General features: G+C 56.8%; 32 protein-coding genes. 13 read left to right on the top strand and 19 right to left on the bottom strand.

Annotated features, from left to right (window positions below; translation table 11 throughout):
- Positions 1 to 14 precede the first annotated feature (14 nt).
- Positions 15 to 812, bottom strand: coding sequence for an ABC transporter ATP-binding protein (locus K1W69_RS02035; protein ID WP_220227799.1), 798 nt, complete (start codon positions 810 to 812; stop codon positions 15 to 17).
- Positions 813 to 847: 35 nt separating this feature from the next.
- On the bottom strand, positions 848 to 2,827 hold the full coding sequence (locus K1W69_RS02030; RefSeq protein WP_220226665.1) for an AMP-dependent synthetase/ligase: 1,980 nt from the start codon (positions 2,825 to 2,827) through the stop codon (positions 848 to 850).
- Positions 2,828 to 3,110: 283 nt separating this feature from the next.
- Here K1W69_RS02030 and K1W69_RS02025 point away from each other — a divergent pair, with 283 nt between their 5' ends.
- From K1W69_RS02025 to K1W69_RS02015, 3 genes are all read left to right on the top strand, one after another.
- On the top strand, positions 3,111 to 3,956 hold the full coding sequence (locus tag K1W69_RS02025) for an alpha/beta hydrolase (protein WP_220226664.1): 846 nt from the start codon (positions 3,111 to 3,113) through the stop codon (positions 3,954 to 3,956).
- A 148-nt stretch (positions 3,957 to 4,104) separates the two neighbouring features.
- Positions 4,105 to 4,827 (top strand): invasion associated locus B family protein, encoded by a 723-nt coding sequence (locus K1W69_RS02020; RefSeq protein ID WP_220226663.1) that lies wholly within the window; start codon positions 4,105 to 4,107, stop codon positions 4,825 to 4,827.
- A 257-nt stretch (positions 4,828 to 5,084) separates the two neighbouring features.
- Positions 5,085 to 5,915: a hypothetical protein gene (locus K1W69_RS02015; RefSeq protein WP_220226662.1), complete on the top strand. Its 831-nt coding sequence runs from the start codon at positions 5,085 to 5,087 to the stop codon at positions 5,913 to 5,915.
- Positions 5,916 to 5,938: 23 nt separating this feature from the next.
- Here K1W69_RS02015 and K1W69_RS02010 read toward each other — a convergent pair whose 3' ends face one another.
- The gene (locus K1W69_RS02010) at positions 5,939 to 6,211 is read right to left on the bottom strand and encodes an acylphosphatase (RefSeq protein WP_220226661.1); all 273 of its coding nucleotides are present in this window, start codon (positions 6,209 to 6,211) and stop codon (positions 5,939 to 5,941) included.
- 91 nt (positions 6,212 to 6,302) lie between these two features.
- Entirely contained in the window at positions 6,303 to 7,151 is an 849-nt protein-coding gene (locus K1W69_RS02005; RefSeq protein ID WP_220226660.1) for an HdeD family acid-resistance protein, read from the bottom strand.
- 14 nt (positions 7,152 to 7,165) lie between these two features.
- Here K1W69_RS02005 and K1W69_RS02000 point away from each other — a divergent pair, with 14 nt between their 5' ends.
- On the top strand, positions 7,166 to 7,309 hold the full coding sequence (locus K1W69_RS02000; protein WP_220226659.1) for a hypothetical protein: 144 nt from the start codon (positions 7,166 to 7,168) through the stop codon (positions 7,307 to 7,309).
- A 55-nt stretch (positions 7,310 to 7,364) separates the two neighbouring features.
- Positions 7,365 to 7,667 carry a cupin domain-containing protein gene (locus K1W69_RS01995; protein WP_220226658.1) on the top strand — a complete coding sequence of 101 codons (303 nt, stop codon included), beginning with the start codon at positions 7,365 to 7,367 and terminating at the stop codon, positions 7,665 to 7,667.
- Positions 7,668 to 7,705: 38 nt separating this feature from the next.
- Here the strand turns inward: K1W69_RS01995 and K1W69_RS01990 are convergent, their stop codons facing one another.
- The 5 genes from K1W69_RS01990 to dctP are packed head-to-tail and all read right to left on the bottom strand — an operon-like array spanning position 7,706 to position 13,410.
- Positions 7,706 to 9,220: a malonate--CoA ligase gene (locus K1W69_RS01990; RefSeq protein WP_220226657.1), complete on the bottom strand. Its 1,515-nt coding sequence runs from the start codon at positions 9,218 to 9,220 to the stop codon at positions 7,706 to 7,708.
- A complete protein-coding gene (locus tag K1W69_RS01985; protein ID WP_220226656.1) occupies positions 9,213 to 10,550 on the bottom strand; it encodes a malonyl-CoA decarboxylase in 1,338 nt (445 codons plus the stop codon). Before K1W69_RS01985 ends, K1W69_RS01990 begins: the two co-directional genes overlap by 8 nt.
- Positions 10,547 to 11,863 carry a TRAP transporter large permease gene (locus tag K1W69_RS01980; protein ID WP_220226655.1) on the bottom strand — a complete coding sequence of 439 codons (1,317 nt, stop codon included), beginning with the start codon at positions 11,861 to 11,863 and terminating at the stop codon, positions 10,547 to 10,549. Before K1W69_RS01980 ends, K1W69_RS01985 begins: the two co-directional genes overlap by 4 nt.
- Entirely contained in the window at positions 11,860 to 12,363 is a 504-nt protein-coding gene (locus K1W69_RS01975; RefSeq protein ID WP_220226654.1) for a TRAP transporter small permease, read from the bottom strand. The genes K1W69_RS01980 and K1W69_RS01975 overlap by 4 nt, the downstream gene beginning before the upstream one ends.
- A 54-nt stretch (positions 12,364 to 12,417) precedes the next feature.
- On the bottom strand, positions 12,418 to 13,410 hold the full coding sequence (gene dctP / locus K1W69_RS01970) for a TRAP transporter substrate-binding protein DctP (protein WP_220226653.1): 993 nt from the start codon (positions 13,408 to 13,410) through the stop codon (positions 12,418 to 12,420).
- 145 nt (positions 13,411 to 13,555) lie between these two features.
- Here dctP and K1W69_RS01965 point away from each other — a divergent pair, with 145 nt between their 5' ends.
- Together K1W69_RS01965 and K1W69_RS01960 are read left to right on the top strand one after the other, a co-directional pair.
- Positions 13,556 to 14,215 carry a GntR family transcriptional regulator gene (locus tag K1W69_RS01965; protein ID WP_220226652.1) on the top strand — a complete coding sequence of 220 codons (660 nt, stop codon included), beginning with the start codon at positions 13,556 to 13,558 and terminating at the stop codon, positions 14,213 to 14,215.
- 70 nt (positions 14,216 to 14,285) lie between these two features.
- Positions 14,286 to 14,636, top strand: a complete 351-nt coding sequence (locus tag K1W69_RS01960; RefSeq protein WP_220226651.1) for a cupin domain-containing protein — start codon at positions 14,286 to 14,288, stop codon at positions 14,634 to 14,636.
- Here the strand turns inward: K1W69_RS01960 and K1W69_RS01955 are convergent, their stop codons facing one another.
- The 3 genes from K1W69_RS01955 to K1W69_RS01945 all read right to left on the bottom strand — a co-directional run bounded on the left by K1W69_RS01955 (position 14,637) and on the right by K1W69_RS01945 (position 17,242).
- Positions 14,637 to 16,187 carry a serine hydrolase gene (locus tag K1W69_RS01955; protein WP_220226650.1) on the bottom strand — a complete coding sequence of 517 codons (1,551 nt, stop codon included), beginning with the start codon at positions 16,185 to 16,187 and terminating at the stop codon, positions 14,637 to 14,639. It lies immediately after the preceding gene.
- Positions 16,188 to 16,314: 127 nt separating this feature from the next.
- Positions 16,315 to 16,995: a cysteine hydrolase family protein gene (locus tag K1W69_RS01950; RefSeq protein ID WP_220226649.1), complete on the bottom strand. Its 681-nt coding sequence runs from the start codon at positions 16,993 to 16,995 to the stop codon at positions 16,315 to 16,317.
- A gap of 34 nt (positions 16,996 to 17,029) precedes the next feature.
- On the bottom strand, positions 17,030 to 17,242 hold the full coding sequence (locus K1W69_RS01945; protein WP_220226648.1) for a hypothetical protein: 213 nt from the start codon (positions 17,240 to 17,242) through the stop codon (positions 17,030 to 17,032).
- A gap of 180 nt (positions 17,243 to 17,422) precedes the next feature.
- On the opposite strand from K1W69_RS01945, the gene K1W69_RS01940 reads away from it, so the two are divergent.
- Entirely contained in the window at positions 17,423 to 17,836 is a 414-nt protein-coding gene (locus K1W69_RS01940) for a hypothetical protein (RefSeq protein WP_220226647.1), read from the top strand.
- A gap of 51 nt (positions 17,837 to 17,887) precedes the next feature.
- A complete protein-coding gene (locus K1W69_RS01935) occupies positions 17,888 to 18,577 on the top strand; it encodes an SOS response-associated peptidase (RefSeq protein ID WP_220226646.1) in 690 nt (229 codons plus the stop codon).
- Positions 18,578 to 18,661: 84 nt separating this feature from the next.
- On the opposite strand, the gene K1W69_RS01930 is transcribed toward K1W69_RS01935, so the two are convergent.
- The 4 genes from K1W69_RS01930 to K1W69_RS01915 all read right to left on the bottom strand — a co-directional run bounded on the left by K1W69_RS01930 (position 18,662) and on the right by K1W69_RS01915 (position 20,370).
- Positions 18,662 to 18,877 (bottom strand): hypothetical protein, encoded by a 216-nt coding sequence (locus K1W69_RS01930; RefSeq protein WP_220226645.1) that lies wholly within the window; start codon positions 18,875 to 18,877, stop codon positions 18,662 to 18,664.
- A 362-nt stretch (positions 18,878 to 19,239) separates the two neighbouring features.
- Positions 19,240 to 19,476, bottom strand: coding sequence for a hypothetical protein (locus tag K1W69_RS01925; RefSeq protein ID WP_220226644.1), 237 nt, complete (start codon positions 19,474 to 19,476; stop codon positions 19,240 to 19,242).
- Between the two features lie 117 nt (positions 19,477 to 19,593).
- Entirely contained in the window at positions 19,594 to 19,959 is a 366-nt protein-coding gene (locus K1W69_RS01920) for a hypothetical protein (protein WP_220226643.1), read from the bottom strand.
- Positions 19,960 to 20,004: 45 nt separating this feature from the next.
- Positions 20,005 to 20,370 (bottom strand): hypothetical protein, encoded by a 366-nt coding sequence (locus K1W69_RS01915; protein ID WP_220226642.1) that lies wholly within the window; start codon positions 20,368 to 20,370, stop codon positions 20,005 to 20,007.
- Positions 20,371 to 20,539: 169 nt separating this feature from the next.
- Here K1W69_RS01915 and K1W69_RS01910 point away from each other — a divergent pair, with 169 nt between their 5' ends.
- The 3 genes from K1W69_RS01910 (at position 20,540) to K1W69_RS01900 (ending at position 21,628) form a co-directional block, all read left to right on the top strand.
- The gene (locus tag K1W69_RS01910) at positions 20,540 to 20,812 is read left to right on the top strand and encodes a hypothetical protein (protein ID WP_220226641.1); all 273 of its coding nucleotides are present in this window, start codon (positions 20,540 to 20,542) and stop codon (positions 20,810 to 20,812) included.
- Positions 20,802 to 21,026 (top strand): hypothetical protein, encoded by a 225-nt coding sequence (locus K1W69_RS01905; protein ID WP_220226640.1) that lies wholly within the window; start codon positions 20,802 to 20,804, stop codon positions 21,024 to 21,026. Before K1W69_RS01910 ends, K1W69_RS01905 begins: the two co-directional genes overlap by 11 nt.
- Positions 21,027 to 21,202: 176 nt before the next feature.
- Positions 21,203 to 21,628: a hypothetical protein gene (locus K1W69_RS01900; RefSeq protein ID WP_220226639.1), complete on the top strand. Its 426-nt coding sequence runs from the start codon at positions 21,203 to 21,205 to the stop codon at positions 21,626 to 21,628.
- Positions 21,629 to 21,751: 123 nt separating this feature from the next.
- Here the strand turns inward: K1W69_RS01900 and K1W69_RS01895 are convergent, their stop codons facing one another.
- From K1W69_RS01895 to K1W69_RS01885, 3 genes are read right to left on the bottom strand one after another with little or no spacing between them, the layout of a single operon-like run.
- Positions 21,752 to 22,102: a hypothetical protein gene (locus tag K1W69_RS01895; protein ID WP_220226638.1), complete on the bottom strand. Its 351-nt coding sequence runs from the start codon at positions 22,100 to 22,102 to the stop codon at positions 21,752 to 21,754.
- Between the two features lie 29 nt (positions 22,103 to 22,131).
- Positions 22,132 to 22,446, bottom strand: coding sequence for a hypothetical protein (locus tag K1W69_RS01890; protein WP_220226637.1), 315 nt, complete (start codon positions 22,444 to 22,446; stop codon positions 22,132 to 22,134).
- On the bottom strand, positions 22,443 to 22,826 hold the full coding sequence (locus tag K1W69_RS01885; protein ID WP_220226636.1) for a hypothetical protein: 384 nt from the start codon (positions 22,824 to 22,826) through the stop codon (positions 22,443 to 22,445). Before K1W69_RS01885 ends, K1W69_RS01890 begins: the two co-directional genes overlap by 4 nt.
- Positions 22,827 to 22,932: 106 nt before the next feature.
- On the opposite strand from K1W69_RS01885, the gene K1W69_RS01880 reads away from it, so the two are divergent.
- Positions 22,933 to 23,877, top strand: a complete 945-nt coding sequence (locus tag K1W69_RS01880) for a hypothetical protein (protein WP_220226635.1) — start codon at positions 22,933 to 22,935, stop codon at positions 23,875 to 23,877.
- The last annotated feature ends 51 nt before the right edge of the window (positions 23,878 to 23,928 follow it).

Raw genomic sequence — 23,928 nt, 5'->3', positions numbered from 1 at the left:
CTGTCTGGCGCCTGTCAGTCATGGCTAACTCCGAGATAGGCGTCGATGACATCCTGGTTATTGCGCACCGCGTCCGGCGTTCCATCGCCGATCTTCTGGCCGTAATCGAGGACCACGACCCGGTCGGAAAGATCCATGACAACGCCCATATCGTGTTCGATCAACGCGATTGTCGTGCCGAATTGCTGGTTCACGTCGAGGATGTAGCGGCTCATGTCCTCCTTTTCCTCGAGGTTCATGCCGGCCATCGGCTCGTCGAGAAGAAGAAGCGACGGTTCGGCTGCCAGCGCGCGTCCGAGTTCGACGCGTTTTTGCAGGCCATAGGGCAGCCGTCCCACCGGTGTTTTTCGAATATATTCGATTTCGAGGAAATCGATGATCCGCTCGACAATCTCGCGGTTTTCGATTTCCTCGGTTTCCGCCGGTCCGCGCCACAGAGCCTGCCAGAGCATGTTGCGCTTCATCAGCGTGATGCGCCCGGTCATGATGTTGTCGAGAACGCTCATGCCGTTAAACAGCGCGATGTTCTGGAAGGTGCGTGCGATGCCGTGATTGGCGGCCTCGTGCGGTCGCATGCGGCTGCGCTTCTGACCACGAAAGGTGATCGTGCCCTTTTGCGGATGATAAAAACCGTTGATGACGTTGAGCATCGAGGTTTTGCCAGCGCCGTTGGGACCGATAATCGCGCGGATCTCGCCCTTCAATATGTCGAATGATATGTCGGTGATCGCCTTTACGCCGCCGAATGACAGCGAGATGTCGTCGACGACCAGCAGCGGATCGCCTTTTTTGATCCCGTCATCAGGCCGCATGAACCGAAACTCTTGCGTCGGGTGAACATGAACGTTCATTCCGCAGCCTCCTTCGCAAAGCTGGGTGCGTGTTCCTTCATTTCGCGGATCTCCACGGTCGCGGCGATCTTGCCTTTCCGGCCATCCTCGAAGATGACTTCCGTCTCGACATGTTTGGAGGTCGAACCGTCGTAAAGCGCCTCGATCAACGGCTCGTAACGTTCCGAAATGAAGGAGCGCCGCACCTTCTGGGTCCGGGTGAGCTCGCCGTCATCGGCGTCTAGTTCTTTGTGAAGCACGAGAAAGCGATGGATCTGCGAACCGGCCATCATTTCTTCGGCGGCCAATTCGCGGTTCACCTGATCCACATGTTCTTCCATCATCCGATAGACCTCCGGATGAGCGGCGAGTTCCTGATAGGACGCATAGGAAATATTGTTGCGCTCGGCCCAGCTCGCGACGGATGTAAGGTCGATATTCAGGAAAACCGTGCAATAGGGACGACCATCGCCAAAGGCCACGGCCTCCTTGATATTCGGGAAGAATTTGAGCTTGTTCTCGATATATTTCGGCGCGAACAGATTGCCGTTGGCCAGCTTGCCGACATCCTTGGCCCGGTCGATGATCTTGAGGTGGCCTTCCTGATCGAAAAAGCCCGCGTCGCCGGTGTGGACCCAGCCCTCTTCCGTCTTGGTCGTGCGGGTCGCCTCGTCATTCTTGTAGTAGCCGAGGAATACGCCAGGAGAACGGTAAAGCACTTCTCCTGAGTCCTCGTCGATGCGGATCTCCACATCCGGAGAGGGCCTGCCAACCGTGTCGGCTCGGATTTCGCCGTCGGGTTGGGCGGTTATGTACACGGACGCTTCCGTCTGGCCGTAGAGCTGCTTCAGGTTCAGCCCGAGCGCTCGATAGAAACGAAAGATTTCCGGACCGATCGCCTCGCCCGCAGTGTAGCCGACCTTGAGGCCGCTGAACCCCATGCGGTTTTTCAGCGGGCCGTAAACAAGGATTTCTCCGATCCAGTACTTTATCCGGTCCGCCAGCCCCACGGGCTCGCCGTTCAGGATCGGTTCGCCAACCTTGCGCGCATGCGCCATGAAGTTGTCAAACATGCGCTTCTTGGTCTTTCCGGCGTCCTCCATGCGGACCATGATCTGTGTCAGCAGGATCTCGAAAACGCGGGGCGGGGCAAAGAAGTAAGTCGGTGCGATTTCTCGCCGGTCTTCGGTCACGGTATCCGGACTTTCCGGGCAGCAAACGCAATATCCGGCGGTATAAGCCTGGGCGTAGGAGAAAATATGATCGCCGACCCAAGCAAGCGGGAGATAAGCGATCGTCTGTTCATGCTCGTCCAGATGATCGAACGCATTGCCGTTAAGCGCGGAAATCACCAGATTGTCGAAAGAAAGCATCACGCCCTTCGGCCGTCCGGTCGTGCCTGACGTGTAGAGCATGACCGCGAGATCAGCCCCCTCTCCCCTGTCGATCGCCTCAATCCAGTCGGCGTCGCCGGAGGATTTGAAAATCTCCGCGCCGCGGGCCTGAATGGAATCGATGGAAAACAGATGCTCCTGATCGTAGTCGCGCATGCCGCGGACTTCGTCGTATAGCACGCGCTGCAGCGAAGTAAGCTTGTCCTGCATGGAAAGAACTTTGTCGACCTGCTCCTGATCCTGACAGATCGCCATGACGACTTCGGCGTGCTCGAGGACGTAGACCATCTCCTCGGCGACTGAATCGGCATACACAGGCACCGGCACGCCGCCAAGCGCCTGTATCGCGCAGAAAGACCAGTAGAGGCGCGGCCGGTTGGAGCCGACAATGGCGACCTTGTCGCCTTTTTTCAGACCGAGTTCGCGCAGACCCAGCGAGAACGCCCTGATCTCCTCGAAAAGTTCGGGCCAGCTCCAGCTCTGCCAGATGCCGTAGCTTTTGTGGCGCATCGCCGTTCGATCGGCGTAACGCTCTGCATTCAGCACAAGATATTGCGGAAAGGTAACCGGCTTCCGGCCGGCCTTTTGGCCCGACTTTGGCATTACCCCAGATTCTCCTCCCAGTCCGGCCGACTCCTCAATCGACCGATGAAGCTTGTCGCTTCAATAGACGCTCAATGATTAATTGAACGCTCGTTTATTTATTCATATTCCCCGAATCTTGCAAGCAGACTTTGGTTGAATGCCCACAGATTGATTTTTATGGAGGCAGGCTATGGAATTTGACCAAGCCTGTAAATTGGAATTTGAAAGGCAACTTGAAACGGCCTTCAGTCAGGCAACCTGTCCCCGGGCCCATTGATCGATCGGCGATAGAGTAAAACAAATGGCGAAAATCCTGCGAAACATCCTCAACCTTGTCGTGATCGCGGTCGTGCTCTACGCAGCCGCGGCAGGCTTCCTGTACGCGACACAGCGCGACCATGTCTTCATCCCGTCCGGCGCGTTGTCCGATCCGGTCGACGAAGGCCTTGAGGGGGTGATCGTCGAAAATGTGACAATGGCGGACGGCGTTGTGGTGACGGTTTGGCGCGCAGAGCCCGCCCGCCACGACCTGCCGACAGTTCTCTATTTCCAGGGCAATGGGGGCAACATTTCAACCCGTGCGACGCGCTTCCAGCAAATCATGGAAAGCGGACTTGGTTTCTACGCGCCCGCCTATCGCGGATATCCCGGCAGCGAAGGATCGCCCTCGGAAGAAATGTTCATTTCCGATGCGCTTCATCATTTCGACCGCGCAGACGCCATTTCATCCGGCGTCATATTACATGGCGAATCCCTCGGCACCGGGGTCGCCACCGCCGTAGCGGCTGAAAGAGACGCGGAAGCGCTCATCCTTGAAGCGCCGTTCACAGCGACGGTGGACATCGCCGCGAGCGCCTATCCCTGGCTTCCGGTCTCGTTTCTCATGAAGGACCAGTTCAAAAGCAGGGACCGTATCATCGACGTGACGGAGCCTGTTCTCATTCTGCACGGGACGGATGACAGGGTGGTTCCGTTCGCACAGGGACAGGCCCTTTATGAACTCGCGAACGACCCAAAGCAATTTGCTCTTTTCGAAGACGCCGGACATACCGAACTGTGGCGTCTTGGGCTACGCGACCGGATGCTGGAGTTTCTCAAAAGACATGAACTGGTTGAAAGGTCGAACCTGCCTGTCGGGGATAATTGACGGAGAGCGATAGAATGTCATGTGCGCCAAACCTGTATTGCGACCAGCCGCCCCGTTAATCCTGAGGTTGGATCCATCTATTTGCAACTTGAAGAAAAGTCGCTCCGGATGGTAGGTCTTTCGGACCTTTTCGTATCGTCGGGCTCCCATGCGTTTCGCCTTCATCACACTACTGATTGCTTTGCTGGCCGCCGTTCTTATCGCAATTGTTGTGGTGCCGCCGGGAGATTTGCGCCGTTTCCAGAACAGTGTCGAGGTGATCGTCGCAAGTGTCCGGGCCCGGATTGAAGCGGCCGGAGGCGACGATGCGACCACAATTGCTTCCAGCGAATCCAAAATCGAACCCGCAGCGCAAAAGACGGGATTAAACAGACCTGCGAGCCAGGCCTCGCGGACAACACAGACGACCCGCACCACCGCTTCCCGCGTCGCCCTGGAAAATCCTGCGGAAATTCGGATTGGACAGCCGATCGGCGCCTGGGATTACAGCTGCACGGACGAACCTGCGTCCGCCAGACAGTGCAGCATCAGCCATAGCGTAAAGGAAGGCGCGAACGGTTCTCTTGCCTTTGCCTGGACAATAACCGCCGATCCCGAGGGCAATATGAGCGCCGTGTGGCGAACCCGCACCGGCGTTAAGGTCAGCCGCGGCATCATTATCGAAGCAGGAACTCCGAAACCCATTGTCTTGCCTTTTGAGGATTGCACGCCCCGCTTCTGCCTCTCCCGCGCCAACCTGGCTCCCGATTTCGTGACGATGCTGAAATCGGCGACGACGGCCCGCGCGACGATCACGTCGGTCAATGGCGCGCCGATGACTTTCCAGATCGACACGGACGGCCTTGCCGACGGTTTGACGCTGCTGCAATAGCAGCGCATTCATCAGGTTGTAGCAGTTAGCCACGCAGGACAGTATTGGCCGAACCCGTGGTGGCGGACCCCGGGATTTCGCCGCTGTTCCTGCACGTTCTGCTTCGTAAGTCACAATTCGTAATATTCGAATAAATTTTTACTCAAAATATACTTACAAAATCTGCTGTAATGCCTGATTTACATTATGTAGCTGTTTGCGAATTCTATTGAATTGCCTTAAGTGTGCAGCCGACATTATTTGTCGGGCACACATACATGACCACTTTTCTGACCACTGCAATCGCTATCGCAAGCTACTTGTTGGCATTGACGGCCGGGCTGCACATTCTTGCTCGCCTTGGCCCTTCGGGCCGACGAATCCTTGATTCACTCTCCAAAGCGCCCGCGCTCGACGGCGTGATCGTCGCCTATCAGGTCCTGCCGCTTGCCGCCGGCGCGATCCTTGGCGGCTGGGCTGGACTGGCCGGCGCGCTTGCCGGTTGTCTGATTGCGTATTTCGTGTGGGTGATTGCGCACGAATACCACCATCGGGAGCTTATCCGGAAGGGGCCACGCATCGTCACGACCCTGAATCGCATCGTCGGCAGCAGCTTTCGGCAGCAGACCGCACTTTGGACGACGACGCTGGCCTTTCCGGCTTTCTGGTTGATCCGCCTTGCCGAGATCGTCGTTTATCCGGTGCTTGTCTGGGGCATCAATCTGCCGCCTTACAAATCCGGGGACTGGGTGGCGATAAGCCGCCACAAATTCGAGGGCCTGGTGGGGCACGATCGTCTGTGGTGTCTTTACTGCGACTGGATGACGGGGGTCTATTCGCTCGGCGCGGAGATGCTGCGCAATCTGGAGTCCTTCTGGTGCCCGATCAAGTTTCAGTCGGGTTCGAAATGCGCCAACTGCAAGCTCGATTTTCCCGATATCGAAAACGGCTGGGTGCCCCATGACGGCACGATGGCGGATGTCGCAGCCCTGCTGGAGGCAAAATACGCCGATACCGGATCAAACAGCTGGTATGGCCACCAAAACCGGCGGCCGCCTCCGGTCAGGGTACAAACACCCGAACGTAAAAAAGAAACCGCCGATACCTGATACTGCGCCTGCAGACGTTCCTGTCAGCGGGTGATTTTGAAACCACGCGCCTCGTCGGCCGCTTCAGCCTCGCTGACCTCCACATTATCGACGATTGCTGCAGGAGGACCGCTCCACAGAGTTTCGATCATGACGGCGACGTTCTCGTCGGAGCCGCATAACAGCGCAAACACAGAGCCGTCCGGCTCATTGCGGACCCAGCCGGTCAGCCCCATCTGCTCGGCCGTCGCTCGGGTCCAAGCGCGATACGACACCCCCTGCACCCTGCCTGTAATGCGAACATTGACCTTTTTCATATAGCCAGGTGTAGCGCTTCGACGACGACGGAAACGCGGCCGAAAGTTTGGACTGTCCCTCTCGGCCGCGTCGACGAGTTTCGTATGGCGATCAGGTGGTCGGCGTTTCCTTGCCGGCGGCCATCGCCATGAAGACGTAGGCCCATCCCGAAGAAATCAGGTTGATGCCGGCAAGCAATCCAATCGCCCAGGCGGCGGAACCCGGCAATTCGAGGAAGATCAATACGCCGACGACCAGCGCCAGAATTCCGGCGACCAGCACCCAGCCCCAGCCGCTGTTCGGGCGCAGGCGAAATCCCATCGCGATTTCCAGCACGCCTTGCACGATGAACATCGCCGAGAGCAGGATGGTCAGCGTCAAGATGCCGGCCAGCGGCAGGAAAGCCAGCCATGCGCCAACAACGATGTAGAGAACGCCGACGAGCAGATTGAAGAAAAACGCGCTCCACTTGGCCGTCGAAAACGCATGGACAACCTGAACAATGCCGCCTATCAGGAACAGCCAGCCCAGGAACGTTTTGGCGACGATTGTTCCCAGAAGCGGAAAAATGATTGCCAGAATGCCGAGGATGATCAGGCATACGCCGAGCACCGTGAACCACGTTTTGTGTTTTGCGATGATCTCCCGGACGCCGGAAGCTGCAGTCATTGGATTATCGGTCATTTCCCTATCCCCCGAAAAAGGCCAGGGACGACATGCCCCCGACTCCTGGTCGCTTTCGCGCATGGCTGGTGCATTTGTTGAACCGGATGGAGAAATTGTCAAGTAACAAGCATAGTTAACTTTGGATGCGCTCAACCATTGAAATATTTTTTTAAATATTGACAGCTCTTGGCTTGCAGGTCGATCGTAAACGATATCCCGCATCAAATCGTCGAGTGTCGAAGCAATCGGCGACAGCCGGTGCTGATTGGCGGAGACGAGCGACAGATACGACATACTACAAAACAGTATTGGTAGGGGATCCGGGCCGTCGCATCGATGGTCACGTCGATCGGGACAAGGGAGTTGCGCTCTCGCATGAAGGTCATGAGTTGAGAGACGATCTTGCCGCCGTTATCATCCTTGTGGTGAAGACAGTGACGCTCTACCAGTAGACGGCGGTCGCCCAAACCAGGGTTTCTCCCTGGTCGCCGCAACCGGAGAACCAGAATGGCAGAACGCAAGGAATACCCGTCCGCCACGGCAACCGTTCAGGCAGAGAATGAACGTGTTCGCGTCACGCGCTGGACGTTTCCGCCCAACACGGCGACGGGCTGGCATATCCACGGCCATGACTATGTCGTCGTGCCGACGATGTGCGGAAAGCTCCTGATTGTTTCTCCGGATGGAACGGAAAACACTTATGACATGGTCGCTGGAGAATCCTATTTCCGCAAGGCCGGCGTCGAGCACAACGTCGTCAATCCAGGACCCGGCACGGTCGAGTTCGTGGAAACCGAACTGCTCGAATAGCGTCAGCCCGAGCGGCGTCAGAAATCGGCAGGCGCCGCTCAGGCGCTGAAATCCTTGCCGAACTGATCCCGTAGCAAGTTCTTCTGGACCTTGCCCATTGTGTTTCGTGGAAGTTCCGGAACGATGTGAATGCGCTTCGGTTGCTTGAAGCGGGCGATCTTGTCGTGGAGCGCTCCCAAAATGTCCGCTTCGTCTACAGCCGATCCCTTCTGCGGAACGACAGCCGCGACCACAGCCTCGCCGAAATCGGGATGCGGCACGCCAATGACGGCGGATTCAAGCACGCCCTGCTGTTCGTCGAGTAGCAATTCGACCTCCTTCGGATAGATGTTGTAACCACCCGAGATGATCAGATCCTTGGCGCGTCCGACAATATGCACGTAGCCGTCCTGGTCGATCCGGGCGAGATCGCCGGTGATGAAGAAACCGTCGTCGCGAAATTCCTCCTTCGTCTTGTCAGGCATCCGCCAGTAACCCTTGAAGACGTTCGGACCCTTGACCTCGATAACGCCAATCTCGCCTTGCGGGAGTTCGTCTGCCGTTTCCGGATCGCAGATGCGCAGGCTGACGCCGGGCAGCGGGAAGCCGACGGTTCCCGCCCGGCGCTCGCCGTCATAGGGATTGGAGGTGTTCATGTTGGTCTCGGTCATGCCGTAGCGCTCGAGGATACGATGGCCTGTCCGCTCCTCGAAGGCGACGTGGGTTTCGGCGAGAAGCGGCGCGCTTCCGGAAGTAAACAGCCGCATATGATTGACGAGGTCCTGCGTGAAGCGCGGGTCGTCCAGCAGCCGGGTGTAGAAGGTCGGCACGCCCATCATGGATGTCGCATGCGGAAGGTTTTCGATCACCGCGTCGATCTGGAATCCGGGCAACCAGATCATCGCGCCGCCTGCAAGCGTCAGCGTATTGGCGGCAACGAAAAGCCCGTGGGTGTGGAAGATCGGCAAGGCGTGCAGGAGGATATCGTCCTCCGTAAAGCGCCATGCGTCCACAAGAGACAAAGCGTTGGAAAGCAGGTTGTCGTGTGTAAGCATCGCGCCCTTGGAACGCCCTGTGGTGCCGGACGTGTAGAGGAACGCCGCGAGGTCGTCAGGACCCCGATCGACCGTCGGGAAGGTTGTGGATTGATCCTTCGCCAGATCCGTCAGCGAGCCCGATCCATCGCCAGCAAGCGTCTTCAGCTCGGCCCCAGCCGCAGCCGCAATGGGGGACAGGGCGTCGACGGAGGCCGGATCGCAAACGACCAGTTTCGGTCCGGCGTTATCGACGAAATATTCAATCTCGGAAGGCGTATAGGCCGTGTTCAGCGGCAGGAAAATCGCGCCCGCCTGCACCGAGGCGATATAGAGCGCGAGCGCTTCCGGAGACTTCGAAATCTGGACGGCGACCCGGTCGCCAGGCTCCACGCCGCAGGATACCAATGCATGGGCCGTGCGCGCCGCCATCGCCAGGAAATCCGAATAGGTAATGCTCGTCCCGTCGGGCTTGAAGATATAAGGCCGACTGCTGCCCCGGTGCTGTTCAAACAATGCGTCGTAGAGGGCATTAGGCATTCTCGGAACTCCGTTGTGTCTTTCGCCCCGGCCGTTCGCGCAGCAAGGCTCTGATCGGCCGGGCGACGATCACTTCATTGTTGTGGGCATAGGCCTCGTGATTGTCCTCGACCGTGTTCAGGTCATAGAGATAGTTGACCATAACGCCACTCGAAGCGGCCAATCCTTTCCGCGACAGATCGCCCTGCGGATTGATCCGTTCGAGCCGCGCGCCGTTGCCAAGGTGGAATCGCGCAACCGGATCTGCGGGCCGCCCGTCCGGCCGCTTGGCAAGACAAACATATTCCGCGGCCAGGCGCGTCAGTTCGGTCGAATATTCGGAAAGTTTCCCACCGTCACCTGCCTCAAGTATAGCGAGAATTTCGTCGCGATCAGCGCGCTGCTCGTCGCCGTCCAGAGCCGCCTGCCCGCGAAGCCAGTCGTTAAAGCCCGGAACCGGCGACAGGGTGACGAAGGTTTTGAGATTCGGCAGGCTTTGCTTCAGGTCCGTCGCCACCTGCTTGATCAAAAAATTGCCGAAGGACACGCCTGCGAGCCCCTTCTGGCAGTTGGATATGGAGTAAAAAACCGCCGCAGTCGCCTCATCCTCGTCGACATGCTTGCGGTCTTCGCTCAGCACGTCCTGGATCGAACCCGGAATACCGGTCGCAAGCGCCACCTCGACGAAGATCAATGGCTCGTCGGGCATTGACGGGTGGAAGAAGGCGAAGCAGCGCCGGTCTTCCGGCGCCAGCCGGCGGCGCAGGTCTTCCCAGTCATCGATGGCGTGAACGGCTTCATATTCGATGATCTTCTCGAGAATATTCGCCGGCGTCATCCAGTCGATGTGCCGGAGGACGAGGAAACCCCGGTTGAACCACGACGCGAACAGATGGTCGAAATCGATATCAGCCCGCCGGAATTCGGGATTTTCCTTCAACAGCGACAAAAGATCGGCGCGCATGCGCACAAGCTGGCCGGTAGCGCCGGGCGCGCGATTGACCCGCCGAAGCAGTTCCTGTCGTTTTGGCTCGGCTTCTTCCAGCAGTATGGCAAGATCGGCGCCGTCCCTGCTGTCGCCGTATCTGGTGGCGGCCGCAGCCACTTTGTCCGTGTCGATGTCGTATTCCTCGACAAGCAGGGCAAAGAAACGCTTCCTGGCTTCGTCGTCGAGTTCCGCATAACGGTCGAGGATGGCGCCGGCCAGACGCGTCCCGGAAGATTCTCCGCTTTCCGACAGAAGAGCCTTGCACAATTCCTCAATCGACCGGCTGTCGCGGCTGACGAAACGCCGCTGGCCGCGCTCGAAGACCGAGGACAGGAGATCTGCAAGAAAATTCGATCGTGTCAAAGCGCAGGTCCCATCAGTGCCGTCGGCAACCAGGTTACGATACCCGGGAAGATACACAGGATAACAATCGCAAGCACCATGCACATGACATAGGGCAGCGAACCGCGCAGGATAGTCTGGAGACGTATATCCGGAGCAATGCCGTTAATGACATAGAGATTGAGTCCGACCGGCGGCGTGATCAGGCCAATCTCCATATTTATGGTGAGGATCACGGCGAACCAGTATGGATCGAACCCGGCCTGCAGAATGATCGGCAACAAGATGGGCGCTGTCATCAGGATCACGGCGACCGGCGGCAGGAAGAAGCCTGCAACCAGCAGAAAGGCGTTGATCATCGCCATCAGCACCCAGCGATTGACGTCGAGCATCGAGATCCACTCGGCGATGGACTGGGTGACGAACGTCAGCGAAAGGGTGAAGGCGAACAGTTCGGACGCCGCGATGATCATCATGATCATCACCGATTCCTTGGCCGTATCCCGGAACATCGAGATAATGGGCTTTGCGCGAAACATCCGGTAGATCACCACCACCAGAACAAGACAGAACAGAGCGCCGACGCCGGCTGCCTCGGATGGCGTCGCCACGCCGCCGTAGAGCACATAGAGGATGCCCGCGATGATCGCCATGAACGGCAGCACGCGGGGCAGAACCTCGAACTTCTGCTTCCAGGAATAGCGGTCGGCCATGCTCTTGAGCGACAGGCCCTGCCGCCAGCAGGAATAGATCGACCAGAGCATGAACAGCCCGGTCAGCAGAAGGCCGGGCAGTATGCCGGCGATGAAAAGCCGCCCGATCGACGTCTCCGTGGCGATGCCATAGACGATCATGGTGATCGACGGGGGAATGAGGATGCCGAGCGTTCCGCCTGCGGCGATCGATCCCGTGGCGATTTCCGCGGGATAGCCACGCTGCCGCATCTCCGGAATGCCCATCTTGCCGATCGCCGCGCAGGTCGCCGGCGACGAGCCGGACAGAGCCGCAAAGATGGAACAGGCGCCGAGATTGGACAGGACGAGGCCGCCCGGAACGCGGTTCAGCCAGCGGTCCAGCGCTTCGTACAGATCCTTGCCGGCCGGACTGGATGCAACCGCCGCCCCCATCAGGATGAACATCGGGATCGAGACGAGGGTGAAGGAATTCAACCCTGCAAAAAAGGTTTCGCCCAGTATGTCGAGCGAACTTGTGCCTTCGGTAAATAGCAGGGCCGCCACAGAGACCGCGCCCAGAGCGAATGCGATGGGCATGCCGCTGGCAAAAAGCGCCATGAGCGCGATGAAAATGTAAAGTCCGATCTCGAGAGGGCTCATCCGCTGAACGCCTCCGGTTGGGTCGGTTCGACCGGCTTCATGATCTGAACGACGTACTGCAGGCAGGTCATGATCATTCCAAGCGGCAGCGGCAGCAGCGGAATCCAGAGCGGAATCTTCCAGACGGTTTCCGTGGTCCAGCCTCTGGAAAAGGCCTCGTACCAGAAATGCCCGCTCGTCCACGCCACAAGGGCGCAGAAGGCCAGCGCTATCAGCGATGCGACGATATTCATCAGACGCGCAGGCCCGCGCGGAAGCGCGTTCGGCAGCAGGTCGACGCCGACATGTCCATGCAGAAGCAGCACGTAAGGCGCGCCGATGAAGGTCGAGGCGATGATCGAATAGATTACGAATTCCGTCTGCCAGATGGTGGAGTGGCCAAGCACGTAACGTACGAAGACCATTTCAGAGACGACGATGACCGCCGCGGCAAGCAGAACCATCGATGCGAGGCCGCATAGTCGCGAAGCAGCCTCAACGGCGCGAATGAAAATGGTCATGGCTTTTCCGGAAACGCCGGACGCCCTGCGTGAGGCGCCCGGCGACGTTGGAGATCAGTCGACCGCAAGGGCTTTTTCAATCAGTTCCTGACCGCCGTCGACATTGGCGAATTCCTTGTAGGAAGTCTCCTTGGCGATGGCGAGCCACTGCTCATAGTCTTCCGGTGACATTTCGGTAATCTCGACACCGGCCTGCTTGAACGTGTCGACCATGCGGGCGTCCAGATCACGCGCCTGGCTGTCGAAATATTCCTCGGCTTTCTGACCGGCGGCGAGCACCGCCGCCTTCTGCTCGTCGTTGAGCTTGTTCCAGGTGTCCATGGAGACGAGCAGCGGCTCGTACATGAACCAGAGCGCGTTTTCGCCAGGCGCCGTCAGACATTTCACCTGCTCGAACAGCCGGTAGGATACGAACGATCCCGAAGAGGTGTTCGCCGCGTCAAGCACGCCAGTCTGCATGCCGGTGTAGATCTCGGAAGACGGCATGGAGGCGATGGAGGCTCCGGCACCGACGAGCATCTGTTCGAAGGCCGGCCCGGCGGCGCGCGTCACCTGCCCCGATATGCTTTCAGGCGAGGTGATGCAGTTGCTTTTCGAGGCGAAGGCGCCGCTCAACCAGGCGTCCGCAATAACCATTGCGCCGTTTTCCTCGATCAGCGCCTTGATGTCTTCCATGAACGGAGAATCGTTGAGCCGCTTGGCCCTGTCATGGTTGCGCACCAGGCCTGGCATCAGGGTCACGGAAAACTGCGGCACTCGGCCGGAAGCATAGTCCAGCGGGAAAGACGTGAAGTCGAGTTGCCCCTTCGTCAGGGCGCCCCACTGTTCGCGAGCCTTGTAAAGCGACTGGCCCGGATAGACCTGCACCTTCAGGCCGACGTCGGCGGCCTCGATTTCCTTGGCGAGGATCTGCACCATCTCGTCGCGCGCATCGCCCTTTCCTCCCGGGAACTGATGCGAAGCCTTCAGGGTCATGTCCTGTGCGACCGCGCCTAGTGACACGGACATGAGAATGGCGCCGGCGAGGCCGGCGGTAAGTATTTTCATGATTTCCTCCCTTGGCGCCGGGGCGCCGTGTTGATCGTCGTGATCAATTGACGATTGAATGACAACACCAATTGCATGCATTGTCAATATTCTTGTATACAAGAAATGCATTGTGGAATGCTTGCAGCAGAAATAGTGTCTGGACATGACGGAACGAACAGCAGACAGGATTCGCGAAGAACTGGAACAGTCCATCATAGGCGGGGCCTTCGCCGATGGTGAACGGCTGGACGAGGTCTCGTTGTCGGAACAGTTCAACGTGTCGCGCACGCCGGTGCGCGAGGCCCTTCACGCCCTGTCGGCTTCCGGCCTTGTCGAACAGCTTCCACGACGCGGAGCCTTCGTGCGCTATCCGAGCTTCCGGCGCACGATCGAGATGTTCGAGGTCATGGCGGAACTGGAAGGCATGTGCGGACGTCTTGCCGCCCGCCGAATGACCGACAGCGGCATTGTCGCCATCGAAAAGGCGATGCAGGGATGCGAAGCCGCGCATCTGGCCGGAGACACCGACCAGTATTATCGTGAGAACGAGACCTTCCACCACCTGATCTACGCGGCGAGCGGCAACACCTTTCTGAGCGGCGAGGCTTCGAAGCTGCATCGTCGCCTGAGGCCCTTTCGACGGCTTCAGCTCCGCGTGAGAAACCGTATGCGGCAATCCCTGAACGAACACCGCGACATCGTTGAAGCGATCCGGTCCGGAGACGCCGACCTCACTGGGCGCCTGATGCACGACCACGTCGCCATCCAGGGCGAGAAATTCAACGATCTGATGGCCAGTTACGACGAGGCCCGAGCGGGATAACGGTCGCCTGGAAGCAAATCGCCGGACAGGAGTCCCGGTATCGCCATCATCAAAAATGCAGGAGGAAGACATGCAGTTTCCAGAATTCATCAGGTCGTTGCCGGCAGTCGACATTCCCTTTCCCGAGGACCTCGTCACGACCAACGCCATTCGTTCGGACGACGCGCTGGTCGTCTATTTCACTGTCCACAAAGATTTCGACCTCCCCGAGCACAGTCATGGACCGCAATGGGGCTCCATATTCCTTGGCTCTGTCGAACTGACAGTGAACGGGAAGACACGCGTCTGTAAGCCAGGCGACAGCTGGGACATCCCGGCCGGCGCGCCGCATTCCGCGAGGCTCAAGGCGGGAAGCCTGTTGATGGACGTGTTCGAGGAAGCCGATCGCTACCCGTTGCGCTACCGGACGGGAAACGAATGACTATTCCTTCCCGTCTCCTGCCCTGACGAACGTTCCGGTCCCGTAGGCGTTGAGAAAATCGAGCGTGACGGCGCCGGCCTGCTTGCCGTCCGGCACGGTGAAGGTGACGCCGACCGTCCTTTCGCCGTCGTCGCCATGCGTCAGGAACGTGAAATTGAAGATGTCCCGATCCCAGTGGGCAAGCGGAAACGGCCCCAGATCATTGCCGAGACGAATGGCGAGGCCGTCGCTTTCTTCCGTAATCTGCAGGTCGCCGAAGTAGGGATTGGCGTATTGGCCGCTATAGGCCGAAGCGGAAAGTCCCGGTGACACTGTCTCCGGCGGCGACGAGAAATCGTAACCGGCTTCGGCGTCCAGCATCTGCTGGAACAGGCCCTCGAACAGGGGCAGCCAGTCGCGCCGGGGCTCACCGCGAAGCAGGATGTCGAAGAAAGTGTTGGTCACGGCTTCCGGCAGTCCTGTCGGAAAGGCGTTGGCGAGCACGACGATCCCCACCTCCTCGCCGGGCAGGAAGGATACGACCGAGCGCGCGCCGGTGAAGAATGCTCCGGAATGGGAAAGCCGGATCAGGCCGTTCGTATCATAATTGACGATCCAGCCGAGGCCGTAAAACTCCGCCCGGCCGTCTTCATGACTTGTCCCGCTGGTGATCTGCGGACGGAACGTTTCGCCAAGGGCGTCACCGTCGATGATCTGCCGGCCATCGAAGCTGCCCTTGTTGATCAGGAGGGTCAGCCACTTCGCCATGTCCCGCGCGCTGGAACTGACCCCGCCCGCCGGCGCCTGGGCGTCGGGATTGCGGTCATATCTGGCGAGCGCCTCGCCGTTTTCTATTGCATGGATGGAGGCGCGGTTTTCGGCCGCCAGATAGTCGGCGTGGCGCGCGCTGCTTGACGTCATGCCCAGCGGTTCGAAGACGCGGGCGTCGATCAGATCTTCCCACGACGTGTTCAACGTCCGCGCGGCCGCGACGCCGGCCTCCGTGAACAGGAAATTCGTGTAGGCGTATTGCGAACGAAAACTGCTCGAGGGTTTAAGGAAGCGCAGCCGGTAGAGGATTTCCGCGCGATCATAGCCGAGGTCTTCGAGCAGGTCGCCGGCGTGATCGGGCATGCCGCTCCTGTGTGACAGAAGATCCCGGATCGTGACCTGGCCCGACACCCACGGCTGGATCAGGCGGAAACCGGGATCGAGATCGGCGATCCGGCTGTCCCACGCCACTTCGCCCGTTCCGACGACCGAGGCGATCGCCGACGAGGTGAGCGGCTTGGAAACCGAAGCGATCTGGAAGACGGTGTCGGGATCGACCGGCGCGTCCTCCCCGACCTTGCGGACGCCGAACCCCTTCAGATAGACGACCTCATCGCCGACGACCACCGCGACGGCGACGCCCGGCACTTCCGTCTGCTCCATGGCGTCGTTGACGATCGCGTCCAGCCTTGGCAGCGCCGCCTTGACGGATTCCGCGGTTATGTCGGCCGCCTGGGCCGATGTGAACGGAAATACAGTCGCGACGGCTATGCCGAATGCCGCCAATGTCCTTGAGATCATGTCGCCCATCCCTGTCCGGATCGCCGGGAAAGACGATCCTTCCGGCGGTCCACTCTTATCCGAATCCCGGCGCGCGAACAAATATTCACCGCCCGGTTTTGCAATAACGAAAGCGCCGGAACAGGCGTCAGCGCAGCGCCGCCAGCACCGCGTCCGTCGACGCCGCCGCCCCGAAGACGCCGCCCTTGAGCCCGATCTGCTCCATCATCCGTTCATGGACAGGCGCGAAGCCCGCCGCGCTGGCGTCCGCAACCGTCAGGCAATCGAAGCCGCGGTCCAGCGCCTCCTGCACGGTCTGGTGCACGCAGCAATCGCTTGTGACGCCACAGACGACCAGATTGGCGACGCCTTTGGCGCGCAAGCGGCGATCTATGTCTGTTGAGACGAAGGTTCCGTAGGACGGCTTGTCGAGAACGGTTTCGCCAACGATCGGCGCGACCTCCGGCATGATTTCCCAGCCGGGTTCGCCGCGGATGAGGTAGCGGCCGTGAGGCCCTGCGTCGCCGACGGCCGGCTGGTCGTCGCCCCTTCCCTTCCACAGACGATTGGGCGGGGCGTCCGAAAGATCTGCCGCGTAGCCTTCCCGCGTGTGGATGACGGCGAAGCCGCCAGCGCGCGCCGCTGCAAGCAGCCGCGCCGCGTTGCCGAGACCTGACGCAAGCGCCGCGACATCCAGACCCTGCGCGTCCATGAACCCGCCCGGACGGCAGAAATCGCCCTGCATGTCGATGAACAGGAAGGCGGTCGTTTCAACCGACAGCGCGCCCGCAAGCGGAAAAGGATAGGGTTGAGACTCAACGGATTTCATCGCGCAAGGCCTTCGTCGTCAACAGTTCCGCGCCTCAACGCCGCGTCCATCTGGGCTGCTCGCCGGTAAGATCCTCCACCGTCTCGTTGACTTCGCGCGTCAGGTTGCTCAGCCGCCGGTAGTGGTGATCGGTGGGGCGCAGATTGCACATCAGCCGCTGCAGCACGTGGAAAAAATCCGACGAGGCTTCGACGAGCCTGCGTTCCTCCGCGGCCCAGAGTTCGGAATGGCGTTTGTGTCTTGGCATGGCGCGGCTCCTCGCATGATGTTTCAACAATGTGCCGCATAGATCGAAAGATAGACCTCTTGTTGATTCGCGAACAGGGCCCGGAAGTTGAATGCCGATTGCTGTTTCTTCCTGTTGTCTGGCATCGGGATGCTGTTGCTGGTACTCTCAAGACAAACTGCGAGTACGGGAGGATGCGCCTTGCGGAAATTCTTTAGACTTAGCGCTACCGCCACCGCTTTGGCGCTGGCGACTGGCGCAGTATCGGCTGCGGATGACAATTTTGCTGGCTACTATGTGGGGATTGATGACAAGGATGGATCGGTGGACAATCTCTCCATCGTGGAAATGCCGGACGGGAGCTTCAAGATCACGGTATCGTCCTCGGGCCTCGGCTTTTGCGAAGAGGGAAGGAGCCCCGGATTTATTACCGCGACGGGCCGTCTGGATGGAGATAGCCTGGTGCGTGAGAACGTCGTCGCCAAGTGTGTGGGCTCTGAAGAAACCTTCAAATTGAGCGACGGGACTTACACCCGGTCTGATGACGAGGATGTTCTTTCCATCCAGGCCCCTCAGGGACGACTCAATTATTATCATCGCATCAGTGACGACTGACGTTGTCCATTCGGCTGGCTGGGTCAGCAATTTGCGAACAGAGGCCGAGTGATGTGCGGACGCTTCATAACGACCGGAACCTGGGCGGAGTATCGGCGATATCTGAACATCCTGCCGGCGGAGGTTGACGCCCGCAACGGGCCGGAGCCCAACTACAATGTCGCGCCGACGTCCGAGCTTGAAATCATCGTCCGCGACGGCGACGACAATGTCATTGCCCCTGTCGTCTGGGGACTGATCCCGCTCTGGGCCAAGGACAGCAAGATCAGGGCGCAGATCAATGCGCGCGGCGAGACCGTCGCCGAAAAGCCGTTCTTCCGGACGGCCTTCGAGCACCGGCGCTGCCTGATCCCGGCGACCGGCTATTACGAATGGCGGACCGAAAACAAGGTCAAGCAGCCCTATCTGATCCACCTGCCCGGCGATGCGCCGACCTTCGAGCCTTTCGCCTTCGCCGGCGTCAGCGCCTACAACAAGGCGCTCGACACGACGACCTTCGCGATCGTCACGCTGGACGCCGATCCGTCCGTGGCCGAGATCCACAACCGCATGCCGGTGATCCTGAAACCGGACGCGCTTGAAGCGTGGATGGACCCGGCGACCGGCAAGGACGACGCGCTGGACCTGCTCCGGCAAAATCGCGGGCCGGACCTGGTCTATTACGCAGTCGACAAGGCGGTCGGCAATGTGCGCAACAAGCAGCCGGAGCTGATCGAACCGGCGTCCGACGGCGAGAGTTGAGGCTAGAGTGGAGGCTAGAGAAACATTTTTATACAATAATATCAATAGCTTAATTTTTTTGCTTTGTTTCGGGAAATCGGGTTTTCACCGCCCAGGGGCAATCTGGCTTCGTTTCGGGAAATCGGGTTTTTCACCGCCCAGCATCCATCTGGCTTTGTTTCGGGATTTCAGGATTCCGTGACTTGTCTGCAATTTGGCTTCGTTTCGGGAATCTGCATTTCCCGCGTCTTTGACGTCCTTCGGATCCGGAATCAGCATCTGGCTTTGTTTCGGTAAATCGGGTTTTTCACCGCCCAGCATCCATCTGGCTTCGTTTCGGTAAAACGGGTTTTCGATGACCGGCGGCAATCTGGGTTTGCTTCGGGAATCCCTGTTTTGCGACCTCCCTACCCTTGCAGCGCGTACCATCAGAAGCAAGCATACTAGCACAATCTGCCTCACAACGCAGCACTAAGGTTCACTTTTTGTTCCAAACTGAGGCGAACCGGCAATCATCGAAATTGTCGGCAAATTCAATTATGTGATGTTTTTGACCGTTTACCGTAAAACGCAAAGCGATAGACCAGGCTGAAAACTCCATAAAATATCGAAGAAAAGGCGATCCAGACGAGCGGTCCGATATTGCGCCCCACGTCGTCGGTTACACGGAGCATTGCCTCGCTTTATTGGGGATTGATTTCAGGTCCCGAAAAAATGCCATCGCCGTTCAGATCAAAAGAATTCAGGTGCTGGACCAGATACCAGTCATAAGTTGCTACAACTGCCAAAACCAGAACAGTGTTTATGAGGAAATTCAGGAAAAACAACACATAGGGTTTCGGCTTCCTGAGCAAGTACAGGATCACGAAAGGCAGTGCAAACATGGCGCCCACGCAGGTCAGCGTCAATTGAACTGGCATGTCCGCCTACTGATATAGCCTGCAAACATCACTATCCCACGTCATTCCGCAGAGAGATGTTCGGCTTGGTTCATTGGGATTTCGCGCGCATTCACAGTCAGGTAATGCCCCTCGACTTCATCGCATGTAGTAAAGACCGACTGCTTCCAGTGAACGATCGAATACGACCGCGAAACCGGGATATTTTTCCGATCTTGACTTGTCGGGATTCGGATTGAACGGAACATCATTGCCCTGGAACCTGACAACAATCTGCCTCGGCCAACCAGGAGTAAAACCGATATAAGCGTCATAGTTGTCCAATGGTATCCCCTGGAATTCCGCTATGTTGAAAGCCTTGCTCAGTATTGTCACCTCTGGTGACGGTATCTTCGTTCTTCCTGTACCCAACAGATAATGGTCTTCATCGTAGTCCTGCTGAGCGCGGGCTGGCACCATGGAGATTGCCAGCACGGTCATCAAGCTCAATAAAGTTCTGATCATCCCGTTCCTCATGGTCAGTGTTACACCGAGCTCAATCTTTTGACTTCATCGGTGCCAGTAGAAATGCGCAACTTCCAGATCACGATCAAACATGACATCAAAACCCGCAAATTTTTCTGATTTTGGATGAAGTACATAGGGATTTAATTTCACATCGTCTGCATAGAAACTGACAACAATTTGTCCTGGCTCGATAGGATAAAAACCGATGTAGGCATTGTAATTGTCTAGCGGGATCCCTTTGGATTCCGCGGCGTCGAAAGCCCTGTTGAGTATCTTTACGTGTACTGACGGTATCTTCTTTTGTTCGGTTATCAGCAAATGGTAGGCTTCGTCATCGATCAGCTGGGCGCGGGCTGGCGCCATTGAAATTGCCAGCACGGCCATCATGCTCAATAAAATTCTGATCATTCCGTTCCTCAAATTCCGTTCAAACATCGGCCTTTGTGAAATCATAAGTGGTAAACTTACCAACACAAGGACATAACAACTGTCGCTTCGGCCAACAGCGTTGAGTATTCTGAGCGGTACACTGGTCATTTTGTTTGTGGGAACCCTACCCGCAATCTGGATGGCTTACTTGTATGACCGCTACACCAACCCCGTATTAAACGACTGCGACAGAATTGCGATTGGACAGTCTCGCGTGGAGGTGGAGAAGCTGTTTTCCAAATACGAACAGGACGAAGACGTCATGTACAACAAAGGCGGCGCTGGCACACATTATGTACATCCCGTCCTGACCTATGAAGACAGTCTCTCCCTGTACACGCTGGGACTGCTCGACGATTATCAATGCAGCGTGTTCTTCGTTGACGCCAAGGTTGCGCGGATAGAGAAAATTGCAGATTGAGGAAGAGGCACCGCGCACCATGGTGAAAGGAGCATTCAATGAAGATCAGAAAAAAGAGTTTGAGAGAATAAAATCCATCATTTTGTACATTGAGGCATATATGGACCGGCTCGTCGAACCATACAAAAATACCATGTCTGAACACGAACTCTCATTCATCGAATACGAGAAAAATGACAGGGAGTATAGATATTCAGAGGAACGTCTACTGTGATACATGACCCCCACTCAAGCTATGCGAGGCATAAAGATCGCGTTGAAAGATAGTTTGGAGCATTGCGATGATCTTCCTCAGGAAAAACTACAGGAGCTGTCTGCAGAAATCCTGGACAAATTCTCTTACCACCTGAAGGCGCGAAAACATCGTCGCTAGCAGCAACAGCTCTGCCCATGCGCACGTTTCTGAGAATCCTCTCCATAAGCCTGTTCTATCTCGGCGCGCTGAACACACACCTGGCGAGGTTCGTGGGGACTTGCACGCAGGGAGGAGCAGACAATCTCGCAGGTATTGTGCTCACCGCAATACACTATGGCATCGCAATTTTGGCAATGGTAGCCAGCAGACGCGAGCGCCGTGTTCTTGTGGCGATCATTCCTGTCATTCCGGTGCTTGCATGGCAGACGGTTTTTTCAGTCCGTCTTGCCTACGGGCTGTTGTGGAAAGGCCTGTCGGCCTGTCAGGTCCTGATAGGCGGGGCTTATCCAATGTACGGAAAGGAAGTCTTTTTTGGCACCGCCTGGATCACGGTGACGCTCCTGACACTCGTGTCACTGATCGTGATATGGCATGTCCGCGCATTCAGGACTTCAGGTTAATGATCTTGTCTACCTCGGACGCAACAGGACATGATGCGGCGGCCTAGGAAGAACCCGGGCTCCGATCACTACAATTTGGCGAATGTCACGTATCTATGTTGCGGCAATCCGTGGCAACGGAGTTCAATTCTCCTTCAACAAATCGGAGACGTGCAAGATATCATCGGCGCGTAGCCTCATAGCATCTGTCAAAATCGCATGCGTATGATGAAGATCGAGGCTCGCATCCACCCAGATATTGGTCCCGGGCGCCGGGGAATTGTCGTAACGAACGAGGCAAACCAGCCCAAGGTCGGAGATGACATAATGCGTCATGGAATGCTGACCCAATCCATCCTCCCGGTCGCGAACCAACTCAAGTTCGAACAGTTCGGCCACCTCCTCGGGAGACTGTCGAATCGTCATGACGTAGGCGCAATCACCGCTTAGCCAGGTAGTGGGCGCGGATCCATTCTGGATTGGTTTGTTCGACACAACCCTAGATATCCTCTTATCGTCCAGATTCATTCTCCCGCGTCGTACGTCAGTTCCGCGCTCCCGTCCGGCTCCACAATGACGACGATGACGGCTTTGGACTTGCTGTCGACATACTCGACCATAAAGAAATAATCTTCCAAATCACCCCTGTCCTGATATGTCGTCTTTGGCTCGGAGAGATTGTGAAATCTTTCGTCAAGCGTACCACTGGCCAAATACCGCTCGATCATGGCGTTGGCGATTTCCACCCCCTGGCTTTCGTCGATTCGCTTTTGCCCGCAGCCAAAGAAGCCCAGCAACAAGACCATCAGAACAAAAAGAACAGGCTTCGTCGTTGTCATAGGAAATCAGCGGGATAACGATCAAGGATGATTTGATCTCGCTCCTGACTCAATTGAGTATACCAAAGCTGGACCTGTTCCGGGACCGTGTTCAGGTTTTTGCAGATGATCGTAATTCCGTTCTCAAAATTTAGCCGAAACGAATTCTCGTCCGCTTCGATACCTTCGGCTTGAACATCGATCAGCTTCCAGAGAAGGCGCAAATCGCCGGTTTTGGAACAAGAATCGAATAGCTCTGGTCGTTCAACATTACCATGATCAGATAGTTCGAACTGGGTACCCAGATTTACAGCCATCGATGAAAAAACCAGCTGCACGCCCGCCAGAGAAAGATCGATGTTCTCGAGAGCTTCGCGAAGGTTAATAGTTCGTGTATCCATGACTTTCTCGAACGATTATTGGCTGACTGCTTCCACCACTCCGCTCCGTTGACCTTCCACCTAAAATTGTCATTCTAACGATCATTCAACGAGCACAGGAATAATAATGATTAATGGAGATACAATACCTTTACGCGAGTCCGAAAGTCTCGCGCAATCCCTCTTCGGGGTTGCGGATCAGACCTATGAAATTCAGGAGGAACTCGCCCTAACGTACAGCGCTTTTATGCCATTTCAGAGATGGGTGGATCGGACCATGACAGACGCCGGATTGTTTGATCAGCAAAGAAAGCTGAAGTCCGATTTTCAGAAAGCACGGATATCGAACATCAACAATCGCAGGTACCAAGGTTCCCAAAGATATGAATTTACGGCGCCTCTTGGTTGCTTCGAACAAAATTGCAATGGCATTCCGATCGATCCAATAGATTCGATACTCTTTGATGAAAGGCAGAAAAGCCTAAACGGCCGAAGCAGAATTCTTGATGAAATTCAGTCGCAGAGAAACGAGATCATCGAAAGAGAATTGGGGGAAACTCGACAGGACAGTGATTTTCAGAGGTTATCTGAAAAGTTTGGCGCCCTGGATGCCCGCAGCCGGATAGGTTTCTTTTCGGAATACTCTCAATGTAAATTTGAAGAAATGGGCTTTACGTACTCAAAGGCCCGGTCGACCAAGAAATATCCAATCCTCGATAGAAAAATTAACAATGAATGGCGGCTTCAGTGGTGCAACTACAGCGTTGATCACACATACAATTGGGCTACCGAAGAAGACGAATATCTGCATCCCGTCTTTATGCCGTCACTCCTGATATCGCATGTGAGAAACAGAGGTCTGATAGAGCTTTACAACAGGAGAATCTCGACACCGGAAATGGGCATGAGCTTCGATTTCGATCACTCCAGTTTCGTTCCATATTTTTGCGAGGGATATTTCAATTTCTTCAATTACGATCAACTGGCTCTGAACATTTCAGTTCACGCAAAACTTGTAGAGATTCTGCTGCCGTATATCGACAAATCGATTCAGGCTCATTTTGATATATGACGTAGCTCTTGGAGCTATTCCAGTTTTGATTTTCTCAAATTGAAGCAAATG

Source organism: Flavimaribacter sediminis (genome assembly GCF_019492055.1).
In the GTDB taxonomy this organism is placed as follows: domain Bacteria; phylum Pseudomonadota; class Alphaproteobacteria; order Rhizobiales; family Rhizobiaceae; genus Flavimaribacter; species Flavimaribacter sediminis.
The sequence above is the reverse complement of the archived record's forward strand: the minus strand, read 5'-3'. Positions and strand labels throughout refer to the sequence as shown.

Bases quoted from the DNA above. Each gene is read 5' to 3' on its own strand.
- K1W69_RS02015 (WP_220226662.1), top strand. From the start codon at position 5,085: ATGACCACTTTTCTGACCACTGCAATCGCTATCGCAAGCTACTTGTTG.
- K1W69_RS02020 (WP_220226663.1), top strand. From the start codon at position 4,105: ATGCGTTTCGCCTTCATCACACTACTGATTGCTTTGCTGGCCGCCGTT.
- K1W69_RS01880 (WP_220226635.1), top strand. From the start codon at position 22,933: ATGATTAATGGAGATACAATACCTTTACGCGAGTCCGAAAGTCTCGCG.
- K1W69_RS01925 (WP_220226644.1), bottom strand. From the start codon at position 19,476: ATGCCAGTTCAATTGACGCTGACCTGCGTGGGCGCCATGTTTGCACTG.
- K1W69_RS01995 (WP_220226658.1), top strand. From the start codon at position 7,365: ATGGCAGAACGCAAGGAATACCCGTCCGCCACGGCAACCGTTCAGGCA.
- K1W69_RS02025 (WP_220226664.1), top strand. From the start codon at position 3,111: ATGGCGAAAATCCTGCGAAACATCCTCAACCTTGTCGTGATCGCGGTC.
- K1W69_RS01915 (WP_220226642.1), bottom strand. From the start codon at position 20,370: ATGATCAGAATTTTATTGAGCATGATGGCCGTGCTGGCAATTTCAATG.
- K1W69_RS01975 (WP_220226654.1), bottom strand. From the start codon at position 12,363: ATGACCATTTTCATTCGCGCCGTTGAGGCTGCTTCGCGACTATGCGGC.
- K1W69_RS01945 (WP_220226648.1), bottom strand. From the start codon at position 17,242: ATGCCAAGACACAAACGCCATTCCGAACTCTGGGCCGCGGAGGAACGC.
- K1W69_RS01960 (WP_220226651.1), top strand. From the start codon at position 14,286: ATGCAGTTTCCAGAATTCATCAGGTCGTTGCCGGCAGTCGACATTCCC.
- K1W69_RS02010 (WP_220226661.1), bottom strand. From the start codon at position 6,211: ATGAAAAAGGTCAATGTTCGCATTACAGGCAGGGTGCAGGGGGTGTCG.
- K1W69_RS01950 (WP_220226649.1), bottom strand. From the start codon at position 16,995: ATGAAATCCGTTGAGTCTCAACCCTATCCTTTTCCGCTTGCGGGCGCG.
- K1W69_RS02005 (WP_220226660.1), bottom strand. From the start codon at position 7,151: ATGTCGTATCTGTCGCTCGTCTCCGCCAATCAGCACCGGCTGTCGCCG.
- K1W69_RS01900 (WP_220226639.1), top strand. From the start codon at position 21,203: ATGCGCACGTTTCTGAGAATCCTCTCCATAAGCCTGTTCTATCTCGGC.
- K1W69_RS02030 (WP_220226665.1), bottom strand. From the start codon at position 2,827: ATGCCAAAGTCGGGCCAAAAGGCCGGCCGGAAGCCGGTTACCTTTCCG.
- K1W69_RS01955 (WP_220226650.1), bottom strand. From the start codon at position 16,187: ATGATCTCAAGGACATTGGCGGCATTCGGCATAGCCGTCGCGACTGTA.
- K1W69_RS01930 (WP_220226645.1), bottom strand. From the start codon at position 18,877: ATGCTGGGCGGTGAAAAACCCGATTTACCGAAACAAAGCCAGATGCTG.
- K1W69_RS01965 (WP_220226652.1), top strand. From the start codon at position 13,556: ATGACGGAACGAACAGCAGACAGGATTCGCGAAGAACTGGAACAGTCC.
- K1W69_RS01935 (WP_220226646.1), top strand. From the start codon at position 17,888: ATGTGCGGACGCTTCATAACGACCGGAACCTGGGCGGAGTATCGGCGA.
- K1W69_RS02035 (WP_220227799.1), bottom strand. From the start codon at position 812: ATGCGGCCTGATGACGGGATCAAAAAAGGCGATCCGCTGCTGGTCGTC.
- K1W69_RS01885 (WP_220226636.1), bottom strand. From the start codon at position 22,826: ATGGATACACGAACTATTAACCTTCGCGAAGCTCTCGAGAACATCGAT.
- K1W69_RS01890 (WP_220226637.1), bottom strand. From the start codon at position 22,446: ATGACAACGACGAAGCCTGTTCTTTTTGTTCTGATGGTCTTGTTGCTG.
- K1W69_RS01920 (WP_220226643.1), bottom strand. From the start codon at position 19,959: ATGATCAGAACTTTATTGAGCTTGATGACCGTGCTGGCAATCTCCATG.
- K1W69_RS01990 (WP_220226657.1), bottom strand. From the start codon at position 9,220: ATGCCTAATGCCCTCTACGACGCATTGTTTGAACAGCACCGGGGCAGC.
- dctP (WP_220226653.1), bottom strand. From the start codon at position 13,410: ATGAAAATACTTACCGCCGGCCTCGCCGGCGCCATTCTCATGTCCGTG.
- K1W69_RS01980 (WP_220226655.1), bottom strand. From the start codon at position 11,863: ATGAGCCCTCTCGAGATCGGACTTTACATTTTCATCGCGCTCATGGCG.